At 66.2% G+C, this 15,487-nt stretch carries 12 protein-coding genes and 3 pseudogenes; 7 read left to right on the forward strand and 8 right to left on the reverse strand.

What is annotated here, in order from left to right:
• Positions 1-167 precede the first annotated feature (167 nt).
• From OG905_RS00885 to OG905_RS00895, 3 genes and pseudogenes are all read left to right on the forward strand, one after another.
• Positions 168-380: a hypothetical protein gene (locus tag OG905_RS00885; RefSeq protein ID WP_328665513.1), complete on the forward strand. Its 213-nt coding sequence runs from the start codon at positions 168-170 to the stop codon at positions 378-380.
• Positions 381-584: 204 nt separating this feature from the next.
• Positions 585-1,541, forward strand: a complete 957-nt coding sequence (locus OG905_RS00890; protein ID WP_328665516.1) for a hypothetical protein — start codon at positions 585-587, stop codon at positions 1,539-1,541.
• A 442-nt stretch (positions 1,542-1,983) separates the two neighbouring features.
• Positions 1,984-2,542: pseudogene (locus tag OG905_RS00895) on the forward strand (ATP-binding protein).
• A gap of 60 nt (positions 2,543-2,602) precedes the next feature.
• On the opposite strand, the gene OG905_RS00900 reads toward OG905_RS00895, so the two are convergent.
• Complete coding sequence (locus tag OG905_RS00900) at positions 2,603-2,992, reverse strand: hypothetical protein (RefSeq protein WP_328665518.1); 390 nt, start codon at positions 2,990-2,992, stop codon at positions 2,603-2,605.
• A gap of 423 nt (positions 2,993-3,415) precedes the next feature.
• Here OG905_RS00900 and OG905_RS00905 point away from each other — a divergent pair, with 423 nt between their 5' ends.
• Positions 3,416-4,093, forward strand: a complete 678-nt coding sequence (locus tag OG905_RS00905; protein WP_328665520.1) for a hypothetical protein — start codon at positions 3,416-3,418, stop codon at positions 4,091-4,093.
• A gap of 59 nt (positions 4,094-4,152) precedes the next feature.
• On the opposite strand, the gene OG905_RS00910 is transcribed toward OG905_RS00905, so the two are convergent.
• Positions 4,153-6,066, reverse strand: coding sequence for a hypothetical protein (locus tag OG905_RS00910; protein WP_328665522.1), 1,914 nt, complete (start codon positions 6,064-6,066; stop codon positions 4,153-4,155).
• Between the two features lie 933 nt (positions 6,067-6,999).
• Between OG905_RS00910 and OG905_RS00920 the strand changes: the two are divergent.
• Positions 7,000-7,312, forward strand: a pseudogene (locus OG905_RS00920) (oxidoreductase); the annotation flags it as partial.
• A gap of 22 nt (positions 7,313-7,334) precedes the next feature.
• On the opposite strand, the gene OG905_RS00925 reads toward OG905_RS00920, so the two are convergent.
• From OG905_RS00925 to OG905_RS00935, 3 genes are all read right to left on the reverse strand, one after another.
• On the reverse strand, positions 7,335-8,405 hold the full coding sequence (locus OG905_RS00925; protein WP_443044047.1) for a M4 family metallopeptidase: 1,071 nt from the start codon (positions 8,403-8,405) through the stop codon (positions 7,335-7,337).
• An 883-nt stretch (positions 8,406-9,288) separates the two neighbouring features.
• Entirely contained in the window at positions 9,289-10,335 is a 1,047-nt protein-coding gene (locus OG905_RS00930; protein ID WP_328665523.1) for a caspase family protein, read from the reverse strand.
• A gap of 13 nt (positions 10,336-10,348) precedes the next feature.
• Complete coding sequence (locus tag OG905_RS00935) at positions 10,349-11,401, reverse strand: hypothetical protein (protein ID WP_328665524.1); 1,053 nt, start codon at positions 11,399-11,401, stop codon at positions 10,349-10,351.
• A gap of 649 nt (positions 11,402-12,050) precedes the next feature.
• Here OG905_RS00935 and OG905_RS00940 point away from each other — a divergent pair.
• Both OG905_RS00940 and OG905_RS00945 read left to right on the forward strand, forming a co-directional pair.
• A pseudogene (locus tag OG905_RS00940) lies at positions 12,051-12,524 on the forward strand (transposase); the annotation flags it as partial.
• A gap of 67 nt (positions 12,525-12,591) precedes the next feature.
• Positions 12,592-13,134, forward strand: a complete 543-nt coding sequence (locus OG905_RS00945) for a DapH/DapD/GlmU-related protein (protein WP_328665525.1) — start codon at positions 12,592-12,594, stop codon at positions 13,132-13,134.
• A 121-nt stretch (positions 13,135-13,255) separates the two neighbouring features.
• Here the strand turns inward: OG905_RS00945 and OG905_RS00950 are convergent, their stop codons facing one another.
• The 3 genes from OG905_RS00950 to OG905_RS00960 form a co-directional block, all read right to left on the reverse strand.
• Entirely contained in the window at positions 13,256-13,852 is a 597-nt protein-coding gene (locus tag OG905_RS00950) for an SMI1/KNR4 family protein (protein WP_328665527.1), read from the reverse strand.
• A gap of 109 nt (positions 13,853-13,961) precedes the next feature.
• Positions 13,962-14,522, reverse strand: coding sequence for an IS5 family transposase (locus OG905_RS00955; protein WP_328665529.1), 561 nt, complete (start codon positions 14,520-14,522; stop codon positions 13,962-13,964).
• Between the two features lie 72 nt (positions 14,523-14,594).
• The gene (locus tag OG905_RS00960) at positions 14,595-15,473 is read right to left on the reverse strand and encodes an NAD(P)H-binding protein (RefSeq protein ID WP_328665531.1); all 879 of its coding nucleotides are present in this window, start codon (positions 15,471-15,473) and stop codon (positions 14,595-14,597) included.
• Positions 15,474-15,487: the final 14 nt, after the last annotated feature.

The following is a 15,487-nucleotide window of genomic DNA, read 5'->3' on the forward strand; positions in this document are numbered from 1 at the left end:
CCGCCTCACGCGAGCCGCACACCCACCGGCTCACCGGTCACCACCACGAGCCCATTCGATCGCCAACTCAGCGAGGAAAAATGACCGAACAACCACACCTCCAGCCGACGCCACCGGCCACCCCGCCCAGCCATAGCGCACCGAGAGCACCCGACAGGAGACACACCATGACGTTCTGGTCTGTCACCATCCCCACGCGAACCACTCACGGCACCCCCGGCAGTCACATGTTCATCGTCAACGCCGACCGCTACGAAGATGCCCGCAACCACGCTCTGACCCAGGCCGATCTCCCCAAGTCTCGGCGTCACCGCCGCAACGCAGCCCTGAATATCCAAGCCCTTGCTGTTACAGAACTCACTGCCCGCTGGGGACTGTGAAAAGGGCACGGGTCCGCACAACGGCTACAGCCTGTCGGCGCGCAGCTGGCCCTGAGTTCTGGCGCCGGTGGAACATCATCCAACCCAACTCCCGTTCCACCGGCCCACTGCTCCCGTCGACACGTTCCTCCACAGGAGGCACGCCGACTCCCCAATCCCCCTCAGGTGGCCTTCCACCTCCCCCCGTCTACTGAGGACTCGTTGATGACCCAGACAATGGCGACCGTCGTCGCGTTAGTTGCTGTGGCTGCGGCAGTGCCACTCCTGTTCCGGGCTCGCCGTCTGGTCACGAGGCTGCGCCGGGAACGGGACGCAGCTGTCCGTGAGGCGGCACGGCTCGCCGCTGAGCACGAGGCCTTGACGGAGGAGCATCAGCACCTGGTGGGCACCCGTCTGCCAGCCCTGGCCACTCAGTATCAACAGGCTCACAGAGAGGTTCTGCATCGCCTCGCCGAGGCAGTAATTGCCGAACGCAATCGCGTCGATGAGGCTGCGCAGGCCGTGACGCGGGGTGTGACGACGGTCATCCTGTCGCTGAGCCACCAACTGCGGATCAAGATCGACGAGATGCGGCACCGCTACGACGACCCCAACCTGCCCGACCTGGCTCAAGACCTCCTCGGGCTTGAGCATCTCAACGAGCAGAACCTGCATCACATTCAGGGCACTCAGGTGTTGTGCGGGGCGTGGCCGGGTCTCTTGCACGCCGACTCGCACCTCGAAGATGTCGTCGTCGGCGCCCAGCACCGTATCCGTGACTATCGCCGCGTCCGGGTCACGAGCCAGCTGGAAGCCCCTGTCGCTGTAGTGGCGCGGGCAGTCGAGCCGATCGCTATCACCGTCGCCGAATTGCTGGCCAACGCCGTGCACCATACGCACGGCACCCCGGGCGTCGATGTCGGCTTCCACCAGGCCGAGTCCGGGGCGCGCATCGTCATTGAGGACGCCGGGGTGGGCATGCACGCGGACGAGGTTGAGTTCGCGGATCGGCTGCTGTCAGCACAGCAGCCGATCCTGTTGTCCGAGCTCGGCGATCCGCCACACACCGGCTTCGCCAAGATCAGCCGCCTCGCACGGCAGTACGAGTTCTCCGTGTCCATCGACAAACCATCGCCGCACGCGGCCTCCGGGCTGTCGTGTCCATCCCTGAGAATCTGCTGACGCTCCTCGATGAGCACACCCATTCGATATCAGCGATGGCCCCAGGGTCGCCGACGCGGACGGCCGCACTGCCGACAGCAGACGCCGACGACACGGGAGAGACTTTCCCTCGCTGACGCCGTATCTAGGCTAGGAGGCCGCGTGCTCGTCGCTGCGGCGTTGCACGCACGGATGTGCGTCGTTCCGGGAGCTACGCCGTGGCGTCAGCGCGGACACGCGATACCGTGAGGGCCACGGGCTAGATCCCCCCGGCCTCTCGCGCGTCGTCGGGGCGGACGCCTCCGCTTGACAGCGGGGTTCGCCCCCACTTAGCGATCTTTCAGACCTGATCTGACAATGGAATTTGGCCCCACCCACGCCGCGTTGCATGCTGATCCGGGTCCGCCGTGGCCCCATGTCGGGCCCGACTCGCGGGCATGGCAACCGGGCGGGGAGGATCGCGTTGATCGTCTGGGTGAACGGAGCGTTCGGCAGCGGGAAGAGCACCCTGGTCGACGAGTTGCGTCCGCACTGGCCCGAGGCGCTGGTCCATGACCCGGAGATGGTCGGCTATGTGCTGCGGGAGATCGTGGAGGTCCCCACGGGCGATTTCCAGGATCTTCGGCTGTGACGGCGGGCAGGTCGCCAACCTGGCTGTGGGACTGGTCGAGAAGTACCGACGCCCGGTCCTGGTCCCCATGACCTTGGTCAACCCCGGCTATTTCGGCGAGATCTTCAGCACGCTAAAAGACGCGGGCATCGACGTTCACCACTTCTTCCTCAAGGTCTCTCGGGAGGTATCGGAGAAGCTAATAGACGGCCGGATCCATGGCCCGGGTGATCCCGAGCGGGAGGACCGGGTCCGACGCTGGTGCAAGGACAGGATCGAACCGTGCATGGCCGCAGCTGACACCCTGCCCAGCGACACGGTGTTCCTGGACGGTGAGCTGACCTCACAGCCGCCGACTTCAACAAGAAGATCGGGCTCGCCGGCAGCGCGCCAGCCGACGCCACCTTCGTGAGTCAGATCGACGAAGGCCCACAGGCGCCCCGCCTGTGGGGCCTTCACGTCTCAGGCGGAACTACTTGGCGCCGTACGCGGCCTGCAGGCGAGTGTGCAGCTTGTGGACATCATCCACGGAGAACGCCGTGACCTCAGCCCCACCCGAGTCGACAGCGATATTCCACTCACCTTCGCCGTCCCCGACCTGCACTTGGATGGGCGGCTGGGCCATCCACATCACGTCAATGCCGCGCCGAACCACCACGCCTATGAGACCGGGCTGCAGCACCGCGCCGCCCCCGCCGCCAGGCCCCATGAGCAGGTCGGCGAGCGCCTCGGTCGCGTCGTCACCCCGCACGCTCTCCGAGATCAGGGACACCTCTTCGCCGCCCAGGCTCGTGAGCATCACCGCCATGTACGTGCAGTCCTCAGCCCGCTGCCACGGTGGAATCTTCCAGTCGAAGGTCATGCCTCATCCTGCCCACGCGGTAGGACCCGCTACGCCCTTCGGCGGGTTGATGCCTTTTGCAAGGAGGCTTTTTCGGCCGCCCTTGGCCGCCAGTCCTGATGCCGGACCGCCCCTGAACCTCAATGCTCTCCGTGTGGTCCCGGAGCCGACAACGCCAGTGCCGGAACACATCGATTGAGACAACCAACGTCATCCGCCATGAAACGGGCACGGGTGGCTGGCGAAAGGCAGGGCGGTGGTGGAACACGAGCCGGCTCGCGGGTCCTGAGCGCGGCGAGCGTCAGCCCTCGTCGCCGGCGTGGCCCGACAGCGTGAACGCGGCCCAGTGCCCGGGGTCCGCGAAGGGCCGGTCACCCGTCGCCCAGTCCTCGCGGAGCTCGCTTCCCTGGTGCGCTCGCTTCTGCCCGCCGGTACGTTGGCGGGATGTCTGACGGAATTCGATGGATCGGTGAGCACGCCTACGAGGATGCGAAAAGCGGCGTGCCCGGGATGCGCGGCAGCATTTCGCTGACAGCAGCCCGCGGCGTGGAGACGGAAGACTTCCTGGTACGCCTCGGAGCCGACCCCGAACAGCTTGATTGCCAGGATCTGTACAAGGACCGGGATGAGTTGGCTACGCCCTCCGGTGTGGACATGACGCACATCAGCCGTGCGATGTACGGCACCTGCGGGGACTGGGTGTACGTCCTGGAGGACGGCTTCGCCGCTACCTGGTTCTTCGGCTACCGGAGCGTGCCGGAGATGGCGCCCCGTGTTGGTGAGGAGATCATCTGCCTCACGCTGAACCACCACGATGCCCCCTCCCTGATCCTCCACGCCCCGGGAGACGACGGGCGGACGTGGGAGGCCGCGTTCCGTTCAGGCGCGGATTGGTCGCCGGAATTGGACGCCGCGCTGCGGGCAGCGGTGGCTGTGTTCCCGTCCCTGTACGACGGCGTATCCACCGAGGAGGAGGTGGAGCTGTACTACGAGGAGCATGCGCACGAGATCCCGGCACGCGTGTTCACCGGTGTTGGCCGCTACTGCGGCCTCACGATCGACCGCGCCACGGTCGAGGCCGGCCTGCTCCCGCTGGCCATTCTCCCCACGCCGGCGATCTGACCCACTGACCGGTGGGACGCCCCCCTTGGGGCGCCCCACCGGCTGCTACGTGGTGGCCGCTACTTCGCGGTCATCGTGCAGATGACAGGGTTGACCGGCTTGCCGAACGCGTCGGTGGCCGCACAGCTCCCGGTCATGCGGGTGTTGAGCCAGTAGGCGTCCTTGTCCATGATGCGCATCTGCTTCATGAAGCTCGTGAAGTTCCCGCCCATCGACTCCTGGTTGTGGATGCCGGAGATGGACGAGCGCCCGCACACCTCGTTGAACGTCGGCACCTTGCCGTTGTCGATGTTGTACAGGTGCACCTTCGTCCCGTGCTTCTTGGCGAAGCTCTGCACGCAGGCGCTCCCGTTCGGGATACCGGTGGTGCTGCCCGTCGGGACGGCCTCGTTCAGGCCGCCTTCGCTCTTCTTCATGCCACCGCTGTTATAGGAGGAGGCGAAGGCGAACTCGTCACAGTTCAGCTTGTCCGTCGCATCGTCCAGCGCGCTGGCGTCGCCGTTTTCCGCAGCCCACCTGTCGGGGCAGATGCGGTCCCGGTTCCTGGTGTTCTGTGCGCTGTCGCCCATGTAGTACAGGGGCTTGTCCTGCGCTTCGGAGCCGGCATGGTTCGGCAGCACGGTCTGGATCAGCCATGCATGCGCCGCGGCCTGCGGGTACCTCTTGGCGTTGAACACGTACGTCGGAGCGGAGTTGACGAAGACACAGCCCGTGCTCCCCCACTTCGTCTTGAAGGTGTCGCAACGGATCTGGTCCAGGTCACGGGTGTCCTGCCAGTAGCCCTTGCTCCACTGATAGTCGACCTTCTGCTCGATGCCGGGAGAATGGACCGTGCCCTCGATCTTGACGTCCGGCTTGTACCGGTACGTCATGTCGGCTGAGGACGCATCCCACGTGTACTTCGTGGTCAGCGACGCGCTGTGCGTGTCGCCGGGCCTCCAGGTCGGGGTAGCTGTCCAGTCCCCGCCCTGGGGCTCGATCGGCTTGCACGAGCCCTGGCAGATGTGACCGTTGAAGGCAGACAGGCTGATGCCGCCGTCGAAATCGGCCGGGATGTTGACGCCCTTGATGGTGAGGGTTTCGGTGAAGCTGTCCGGGCCGTCCAGGCGGAGCGTGCGGGTGAAGTTGAAATCAGCCTTCGCGATGGGGTCGTCCTCGGGGCCCAGCCAGTAGGTCACCGGCCGGGTATCGCACTCCTTGAACCGGTCGGCGTAGGCCCCCATGGCGCCGTTCTCGCACCAGCCCACATCCCGCGTGCCCTTGGACTTGGCGGGCTTGGCCGGGGTCGGGGCGATGCACACCCGGCGGCCGTCCTTGCCGACTGGCCCGCACTGCTTCTGGGCCTTGTAGGTGCTGCGCGTGACGCCACCGGAGGCCAGCGGCTTGGTCTGCTTGCTGTTGGGTGCAGTGGTGAAGCCCGGGTTCGGCGCGTCATGTACCGGGGCCGGGAGCGCCAGGTCCACGGGCAGTTCGATGCGGAGCCTCGCCCACGGCGACCACGACGTCTCATACAAGGAGCCGTCGTAGGCGCTCGTGTGGAAGACGTAGTCGACGTTCGGGTTCAACCACTTGGGGTCGACGGTCACCGTGGCTGCGGAGCCGGAGCTGACGTAGCCGGACACCTTAACGCCGTACTCGTTGTCTTCGATTTTGACCTTTGTCTTGGGCTTGCCGCCGGAGTCGACGGTCCACACCTCGAAGGTGAGGTTGGCTTTGTCGCCGTCGGCGTCGGTGACGGTGTTACGCAGCTGGACCTTTCGGGTGTTCACGCTCCAGGTGCCCAGCCCCTCGTCGACCTGTTTCCAGGCCGGTCCGGCGGACGGCTTCTTGCCCGACACCGGGCGGGCTCCGGCCCTGACTTCTTTCTCGGGGCCTGCGGCCGGCCGTGTGGACGGTGCGGCGTTGGGGTCGGGCTTCGGATCGAAGGTATCGGCGGATGCGGTGGTCGCTACGCCGGATCCCAGGAGCAGCACGGTGGCGGCGCCGCAGGCTAAGCGGGACAGGATGCGACTTCTTCTGGAAGTTCCAGACAAGAGATGTTTCCCCTCTGGCCCTACCCCGCGTGTTCCCCAGGGGCAGGGCTGATCGGATGGATCGGCTTGGTCGCGCCGCCTCTTGTCTAGGTGTGGTCATGAGGGCCATTCAAGGCCGTGAACTGGGGCGTTCATCACTAACTGGAGCTAACGGACGTGACACTCGACACGGTTGTACAAAACCGCGTCAAAGTTTCGCTCAGGCCGGTGATTACGGGTGCGGCGTCGACGGCAGCTGCCGCGGTCAGGCGACGGGTCATCAAGGTGATGAGTGCCCAGGTCAGGTGTGCTTCGCTCACCTCGGACAGGCGCTCATAGTCACGGCAGTTGCGGCGTGCGTGCGTGATCCAGCCGAGCCTTGGCGTTCATGGGCCGGGAGATTTCATGCGGGCCGTCACACTGGGGCCGATTGACGACGTCATGGCCACCCGCGGGGATGGTCCCCATGCGGGGAGGGGTGACAGGGACGTATTCAACTGCTCCTCGCACTCTCGGAGATGGTTCCGTCACTCCACGGCGCGAAACCGCATCGTCGTGGCGCGGACCGGTCGCGCCGTGAAGCACCGGGGATAGGGCGACTCGGTCGCGATTCAGCCAACCTGCTGAGGAGCTGGCCGTCGTCTGACCGATCGTCATCTACGCTCTGACTGTCCCGGTGGCCTCCCCCGTGCCACCGGGACTCTTCATGCCCCAGGCCTGCAGCCTCGCCGAAGCCTGGCGTTGTGGGCGTCCCTGCCGGTCAGTGGGTCAGGATGGCACCCACGCAGACCATCATGCTGTCCTGCTCGGTTCCGACGTACACGACCCGATCGCGGATGGTCCCCTCAAGCAGTTCACAGGACTGTGAAGAGGGTTGCTCCCCCAGTTGCTGCCCGCTTCGCCCGCGACCTTCAGGCCCACAGCGACGACCTCCTCGACGTCTCCACCGGCGGCAACGCCTCCGGCGTCCGCATCCCTACTGGCCCCGGCTACCAGGTGCCCTTCGCCGCCCGCGTCGAGGTCGAGACCTCCCTCCCGGTCGCCGCGGTCGGCCTCATTCACCGACACCGAACAGGCCGAAAAGATCCTGGTTAACGGCGAGGCCGACGCCGTACTCCTGGGACGCGAACTGCTGCGCAACCCGTCGTGGGCACGGCATGCGGCGTGGGAACTGGGCGGGGATGTGCATGTGCCGGAGCAGTACCACGGTCGGTCTGATTCGTTCTGGGTCACAGCGTCCGTACGCCGACCTGTTCCCAGGCCTTGCACACCGCCTGGAGTTCCTCGCCATGGCCGTAGCGTGCGCGGGCGGCGCGCATCGTCAGGCCGGCGAAGTCGGAGAAAAGGGCCTGCTCTGCAAGTTCGCCACCCGTGAGGACGTCGTACCAGATCTGTCCGGCCCTTTCCCAGGCATGACCGCCAAGGGCGGTGGCGACCAGATAGAACGCGTGATTGGCTATGCCCGAGTTGATGTGAATACCGCCGTCATCGCGGCCGGTGCGGACATAGTCGTCCATGGTCGCGGGCTGCGGGTCCTTGCCGAGGACGTCATCGTCGTATGCGGTGCCGGGAGCCTTCATGGAGCGCAGCGCCACCCCGGTCACGCGGGGGGTGAACAAACCGGCGCCGATGAGCCAGTCGGCCTCACCAGCCGTCTGGCCCAACGAGTATTGCTTCACGAGTGAGCCGAACACATCGCAGATCGACTCGTGCAGCGCGCCGGGCTGATCGTAGAAAGAGAGGTTCGCCGTGTACTGCACAACGCCGTGTGTGAGTTCATGTGCCGTCACGTCCATGGGGATAGTGAAGTCCTGGAAAACCTCGCCGTCGCCATCCCCGTAGATCATCTGCTCGCCGTCCCAGAAGGCGTTGTTGTACGTCTCGCCGCTATGAACGACCGCGACGAGTGGCAGACCTTCTCCGTCCAGTGAATCGCGCCCGAATGCCGTCAGGAAGAAGTCATATGTGTCCCCCAGCGCGCTGTACGCGCGGTTGACGGTGGCGTCCCGTGTGGGTGGATCGCCCTCGATGCGCACCCTCCTGCCCGGCCGAGCGGTTGCCAACGCGGCTTCGTAGACGCTGACGCGGGGAGACCGGAGTCGCTCGACCGCCTGCACGGCGAAACGGCGCGGCACCCTCGCGCGGCGGCAGATTTCCTGCTCGCCCAATCGCTCGATGACTTGCTCGACGGTGAGGTCGTTCACAGAGGCAGCCTGCCGAAGGAAAGCGACCGTTTTGTCGACCGGTACGGGCGGATCCCGGTGCGGCGGGCTGGTCGGCCGCAGCCAGGTCGTCCACACGCCAGCGCTCGCGAGTCGGGAGGTCGCGTACTCGGCCGCGGAGCCCGGAACGAGCGGGCTTTGCTTGTCCGCATCTCTCTCCGCATCGCGAGCCAGCAGATGCAAGCACGAAACGGCCATAAGAGGAGGCATGCTGATGGTGGACTGGCGCCGCCGCCCGCCCAGTTCCGTCCGCAGAACGCGGACATCGGGGTGCCCGGGCATCCGCCGGACCAATTCCTCTGTGATGGCCTGGAATTGCCGACGTCGTTCCCTTGCACTCTCCGCCGGTTCGGGTGCCTGGAGCGCGCGAGCGCACACAAGGGCCTGGAAAGGATTGAAGGCGTCAATGAGCAGGCGCTCGACCATCTCGCCGGAAACCAGGCAGTGATTCTGTCGCAGGCCGGACAGAACGATCTCCTGCGCCAGGGTCATCTCATCGTTCGGATCCCAGGCAGTTCCCCATGGAATCGTGTGAATCGCGGCATGCACGGGATCGAGGCCTCTCCTGCCTGCCGGAACGAAAGCAACGGTCGTCCAGTCCCGCTCCACCCACAAGGCAAGCGCCAGTGTCAGGACACCGCTTCGCCATTCGAGGCGATAACTGCCCGCCGGAACGCGGCAACTCCAGGTCACCCATGACTCTGCACCGCTTCCTCCCGTGTCCCAGGCGTCGGGGTGCAGTACGTGGCCTGCCACGTCCGTGATCTGCCAGACGAAGGGGCTGTCGTTGTTCGCGGAGTGGGTCACCCCGAGGAGCAGGACAACTAACGACGGTATTTCGCTGCCTGAGCCAGGCGTCGAGTGACAGCTCCAATGACTCGCTGCCCTCTGATGTTCCGCATACGCTGGCCGCGTGCCCGCCAGTGGGGCGGCGCAGGGCAGATCCATGGGGGAGGGCTGGTCAGCCCGCAGTCGTGCCGGTCGGGTAATGGACATGGGTGTCCCTTCCCTTCACAGAGAACTCGCAGTAAGGGTCCCCAGCCACGTAGTCCCTGGGACCGACCCAGTACGTTCCGCTGGGCAACGACAGCTCCCACGGTGTGTCACTCCGCGCGTCCGCGCGGACCAGAAGGTCCTCGTAGTCGTCTCTGATCACCAGGTCCTTGACGTCGTCCGTGAAGCGCACCCGTACCCGGTAAGTCTCCGTGGGCTCCTCGCGGCGCACGATGACCGGCATGCCCTGTTGCAGACGCACGGACGCAAGTTGGCGCCTGTCCGTGTAGCGAAAAACGAGACGACGTACATGATCGTCGAGCCCTGGAGCCGTCACGCGCCCCGCCGTGTCCACGGCTGCGCGCATTCCGTCCAGGAGAGCTGTCGTGAAGTAACCCCGCAGCGGCTCGCCGTCGGCCGCGGCTGCCGGTTCCAACGCCTGCTGGCCCCTCTCGGCCGCCAGCCCGAGGACGACACTGGGTAGATCGTTGGGATGCCACGCCTGCACCATCGGAGGTCCGCACGGGAGCAGGTGCAGCTCTTCCCGGCAGCAGTCGACGAAGAAGAGGACTTCCTTGAAGGGGCCGCATCGTCCGTACCAGTCGGCCAGGAGTTGGACCTCGACATGGTTGACCAGCCCGCCCTCGTCGGCCGATGGCATTAGCACGGCGCAGCCCGTACCACCTGGGGCCGTGCCGTGTCCGGCCAGGTAGCCGTAGAGACGAGACTGTTCCCAACTCTCGGGCGAGGACTCCAGCTTGGCGCTCAGCCGGTTGTTGAGTTCGACAAAGTCTCTGAAGATCCGGTCCGCCGTGGGCTGTGCGGAGACGGCATCGATGACGTCCGTGTCTCCGGAGGCCGGCACCCGGATGATGTTTTCCTCAGGTACGTCGCCACCATGGGGATCGACGAGCCAGCGATGGAACGCCTCCGCGTCGTTGACCGGGCCGTGCAGATCGTCGAGCGAGACGTACCGGTTGATGCCGGAAACCACGGCGTAGTGATGTTCGTGCATGGGACTTCCCGTCTCAACCGGAAATCATCACTTGCAGGTTGGCGAGCAGCCCGGGATCCGTGCGGAACTGCGCATGGGAGCGCGCCCCGCACTCTGCCCCCGGCGACAAGACGAACGCATGGGGCTCGGCATTGGCGACGACACGTACTTCCTCGGCCTCGGCCCCGCCCGCGGTCTGCCCGGAGCCGTACCAGCGCGCCATTCCGGACAGCGGGACCGCCGCGCTCGTGCCGTTGGGGTCGCGCTCCAGCACTCCGGAAACGAAGTACAGCAGCGAGCGCGGATACGCGACAGGCACGAGATGATCGGCTTTCTCGGCCTCGTCCGTCAGCGCGAACATCCGGAAGCGTTCGAAGGCCGTGTTTCTTCTGCGCAGTGTTGACGCCAGCTCGGGAAAAGTGCACATGGGAGCCAGCGCGACCACATCGCGTACCCGGAAGTCCGCAGGGAGGGGGCTGCCGGCCGAGCCTCGACGGGCGTCGAAGGCGGCAAGGAACGCGTTCATCAACAGGACGCCGGAGCCGTGGCCCACCACCGTGACTTCCTTAGGCTCCGGTACCGAGACGGCATCGATGAAGCGGTCCAGAAAGTAGCGCCCGGCGCCCGCCGGACTCTCGTCCCCCGAACGGAACGCCGTGGCCGCTTCGTCCTTCATCCCGGACCACAGTGCGGCACCCAGGTGGGCGAGGCAGAACTCTCGCAGAATCTCCTCGACCGCCGTGGGGTAGAGGCCGTGATGGGTACCGGCCCGGAATCTTTCGATCACCGCCCGGGCCGCGCTCACCACCTTGCGGACCAGCAGACCAGTGGCGACTTCCAGTACGGCACGGGAACTGTGCCTGCTCTCGGCCTGCTCCGCGGCTTCGGTGCGCGTGGAAGACATCACCAGCTCACTGTCACTGTCACGCGCCGAGCGACCAAGGCTCCGTAGCTGCTGGTCCTCCGACAACGCGCGGACGAGCCACTGCGACTCGGCGTTGGTCAACTGGGACATGTCCGCCGGTGGAGTCAGCGAGGCGTAGGGCTCGACTCCGCCCTTCTCCATGGTTTTGAGTTCGACAGCCACACGATGGGGAGTGGGGAGGGGCAGACTTCCGGAACGTGACCGTCCGCGCGCGCCGGGTACCGAGCGCTCCGCGGCTTTGCCGAGAACGCACCACAGCACGCGCTTCAGAACGATTTCGAAGACGGCTTCACGCAGGACACGGGGCAGGTTCCGCGTCAGCGTCTCCCCCAGCCCACCGCCCTGCAGGACGAAGGCGGAACGGGCACCGGCCCCGCCATAAGCCTCCGCGGCATCACCCAAGGCGGAGGCCATATCCTCGCGGTCGAGCGGACCACCCGCGAAATGCAGTACGACTCGCTGCCGATCCAGTGAGGCGATCAGCGTGTCCACGGTCGCGTTCGCGGCGGACGGACTTGTTTGGGGCTCCGTGAGCTCAAGCCATCGCATTTCGTCAGACGCTCCCATGAGACCGCTCGTCTCCGCCTACCGCCCGTGGCCGTGCGGCACTCCCCCGTAATTTCCTCACCGGCAAACTCCCCCATGTGCGGCGGTGACACGGCGTCAGTGGCGTGAGTGTGTCACCGCCTGAGGGAAGCGTCCAGGTATGGCCAGAGCATCCGGTCTCGGCTCAACCCACGGTGCAGGTGGTTCCGTTGAGCGTAAATGCGCCGGGTGCCGCGCTGTTCCCGCGGTGGCTCGCCTGACAGCCGATCGTCACGCTGAGATTGTTGGGCGGAAGCGGAGCATCGTCACCGACACGTTAGGTCTGCTGCTGGCGGTGCTGGTCACCGCAGCCGGCGTCCAGGACTCCACGGCCGGCCGCACCCTCCTCGAACAGGCTGCCGCCGACCACCCCGGCATCCGCAAGGTGTGGGTCGACGGCGGTTACCGCCAGCACCTCGTCGAGCACGCCGCCACTCTCGGCATCGACATGGAGATCACCGCCCGCACCCCCGGGACCAGGGGCTTCACCCCCATACCGAAGCGGTGGGCGGTGGAGCGGACCTACGGATGGCTCATGTTTCACCGCCGGCTCGCCCGCGACTACGAGACCCTCCCCGCCCGCTCCGAAGCCATGATCCACCTCGCCATGACCGACCTGATGGCCCGCCGCCTCACTAGCGAAAACACCATCTCCTGGCGCGGCCCGACGCTCCGGCCTAAAAATCTTGTTCCGGGATGAAGCGCCGGGAGGAAAGACCTCTGAATGGATCTTGTCCAGTTACACGTACACGAGACAGGATCGTGGCATGTCCAGCGACCGCTTCATGCGCATCCACAGCGCCGAGTTCCAGGCCATGGCCGAGAGGGTCCTGCGGGTCACTGAGCTCACCTCCCGCCTGAACGTCCTGCCCTTCGAGGACGAAGCGGGCAAGGCCGAACTGTTGGAACAGATACTCGGCAGGCCGCTGCCGCCGAGAGTCACGATCTATCCGCCCTTTTACACGGACCACGGTCTCCACCTCGACCTCGCCGAGCGCGTGTTCATCAACCAGAACTGCACGTTCCTGGACTACGCCGGTATCCGGCTCGGCGAGCGCGTGATGGTCGGCCCGAAGGTCACGTTCATCACCAGCGGCCACCCGGTCGATCCCGAGGAGCGGCGGCTGTACCTCACCGGCGCGCCCATCGACGTTGCAGAGAACGTGTGGATCGGTGCCGGTGCCACGATCCTGCCCGGCGTCAGCATTGGCCGTGATGCCGTGATCGCCGCTGGCGCGGTCGTGGCCGATGACGTTCCACCGGCAAGCCTGGTGAGCGGCACCAAAGCCACCGTGCACCGAAGGTGGTGACGACCTCTCCGAAGCCCCACCAACCGCAGATCCTGGGATGAAACACCAGGAGGAAACGACCTCTAAGAGGTCATCTCGTTTGGGGTTGCCAACGCCGGTTCGTGCCGGTGATGTTGGCGCATTACATGCCGCAGTCTGGGCCGTACCAAGGCTCGGGGCGTTCATCGGCGGACATCGGCAAGTGTCGCAGTTGCACAGGGCCTGGGTAGAAGGCTGAGCTGCTGGGGCCAGCCATATCCTCGCCGATCAGGTAGCGGTAGAGCCATTCGGCGAAGCTCATGGTGTACCGCGACCATCCGCCTTCCCCGTCCTCGATGAGGAGCCACGGAGCGTCCGGCCCTTGGACGAGAAAGACGGTCTCTCCTCGGACGGTACTGGCAATCGGCCACGGTCCGCTCTCGGTCCCGAACGCAAGGTCGTCAAGGCCGAACAGGACACGCGGGTCCTCGTCCGGGTCGGCATCGTTCCAGGGCACTCGTGACCAAACCTGGATCGTGTTCTGTATCTCGGCACCCAGGTTCCACCGCTCAGTGGCGGGGTGCTGGAGATACAGGTGGCCGTTGAGCTGGACCGGGGCGTAGGCGTCGACGGGGACCTGGTAGTCCGACGGCAGGTGCACCCCGAGTTGTTCGTGGAGCCGGTCCCAGGCGGACGGATCCGCGTAGCGGTTCTGGGCCGGTCCGAGCATCGCCATGGCGGCGGCCAGGTAGTCGGTCATGGGGCACCTCGCGTTTGGTGAGCCTGGCTCGGCGCTCAGCAGCAGGCCGGCGCCGCGTTGGGCTGTCCGAATGGCATGACCGATCATGCCAGCCTGACGCCCTCGCTGATCAGGTCGCCAGTCTCCGGTAGCAGATCAGCGCGGCGGCGATCCCTGCGAAGGCGAGGAAGTGTGCGGCCTTTTGTTCGTAGCGACGGTGCAGGCGACGGCACCCGGCGAGCCACGCCACTGTCCGCTCCACGGTCCAACGGTGGCGGCCCAGCCGCCGAGAGGACTCGATGCCCTTGCGGGCGATGCGCGGGACGATGTTCCGGGCGCGGAGCCATCGGCGCAGGTAGTCGTAGTCATAGCCCGTGTCGGCGTGGAGCTTGGCGGGCCGTCGTCGGCGCGATCCGCGGTGGGAGCGGATTGGCGGGATGCTCCGCACCAGGGGTTCCAGCCCTTGGCTGTCATGGGTGTTCGCAGCGGAGATGCCCATCGAGAGGGGCAGACCGGTCCGCTCGGTGGTCAAGTGGATCTTCGAGCCCTTCCTGCCGCAATCTACGGGATTCGGACCCGTCAGGTCCCCCCTTTCACCGCCCGCATGTTCACTGAGTCGATCGCGGCACCGCGACCAGTCCAACTCTCCTCGCGCACCGAGTAGCTGTTTCCAAAGGTCAGTGCTGTTCACGGCGTGATGGGGGTGCTTTGACGACGGCGGACTGAGGGTTGCAGCCGGGGGCGCAGGTCGCGGTCGACGAGGTTACGAACCCTCCGTGAACGCGGTGGTGTGGTCGGCGGCCCACTGGCGAAACGTTCGCGGCGCCGTCCCGAGGATGTCGGCCACCGCAGTGGTGACGTACGCAGGCTGTCCGACTGCCGTACTCCACGCGGCGAGCAGCATGTCGACGACCGAGCTGGGTGCCGTGCCCTCCGACAGGCTCCGGAACTCGTCCGGCGTCATCTCCTCGAATGCCATCCGGCGCCCCAGGGCGTCACCGATGGCGGCCACCTGCGCGGCCTGCGTCAGCGACTCGGGGCCCGTAAGGACGTAGTCGCCTCCGACATATCCGTCCTGATAGAGCGTCCGCGCCGCGACAGCTGCGACGTCGCGGTCGTCGACCGGTGCCGTCTCGGCAGCGCCGTAAGGCCACCGGACGACCTCGCCGGCCCGGATCGCGGGCGCCCACCAGGCCAGCGAGTTCGACGCGAGCATCCCCGGCCGGATGATCGTCGACTCGAGTCCGGTGGCCGCGATGAGCCGCTCGATGTCGGCGTGCATCACCGCCATGGGATTGGGCTGCTGGAAGAAAGGGTGCGGTGTCTGGTGCGGGGAGGAGAGGAAGACGACCCGCCGCACGTGGGCCGCCAGCCGCTCGACGACTGCCGCGGCGGTCTGAGGCGGTGCGGTCCAGACGAGGAAGACCGCACCGGCGCCATTCAATGCCGGGTCAAGCGATTCGGGCACGGTGAGGTCACCGGTGAAGACCTCGGCCTTCGCCGGCAGCGTCCCCGCCGCCTCGGAGCGATGGGTGAGGGCGCGGACCGGCATGCCCGCGTCGAGGAGTTGGTCTATGACGACGCGGCCGACCCGGCCCGTCGCCCCGGTTACGAGCACGGGAGGAATGTCTGTCTGATTCATGCCGCCCATGAAAA

It is taken from the genome of Streptomyces sp. NBC_00322 (genome assembly GCF_036147535.1).
Classification (GTDB): Bacteria; Actinomycetota; Actinomycetes; order Streptomycetales; family Streptomycetaceae; genus Streptomyces.

Bases quoted from the DNA above. Each gene is read 5' to 3' on its own strand.
- OG905_RS00905 (WP_328665520.1), top strand. From the start codon at position 3,416: ATGTCTGACGGAATTCGATGGATCGGTGAGCACGCCTACGAGGATGCG.
- OG905_RS00890 (WP_328665516.1), top strand. From the start codon at position 585: ATGACCCAGACAATGGCGACCGTCGTCGCGTTAGTTGCTGTGGCTGCG.
- OG905_RS00945 (WP_328665525.1), top strand. From the start codon at position 12,592: ATGTCCAGCGACCGCTTCATGCGCATCCACAGCGCCGAGTTCCAGGCC.
- OG905_RS00950 (WP_328665527.1), bottom strand. From the start codon at position 13,852: ATGACCGACTACCTGGCCGCCGCCATGGCGATGCTCGGACCGGCCCAG.
- OG905_RS00930 (WP_328665523.1), bottom strand. From the start codon at position 10,335: ATGCACGAACATCACTACGCCGTGGTTTCCGGCATCAACCGGTACGTC.
- OG905_RS00960 (WP_328665531.1), bottom strand. From the start codon at position 15,473: ATGAATCAGACAGACATTCCTCCCGTGCTCGTAACCGGGGCGACGGGC.
- OG905_RS00885 (WP_328665513.1), top strand. From the start codon at position 168: ATGACGTTCTGGTCTGTCACCATCCCCACGCGAACCACTCACGGCACC.
- OG905_RS00900 (WP_328665518.1), bottom strand. From the start codon at position 2,992: ATGACCTTCGACTGGAAGATTCCACCGTGGCAGCGGGCTGAGGACTGC.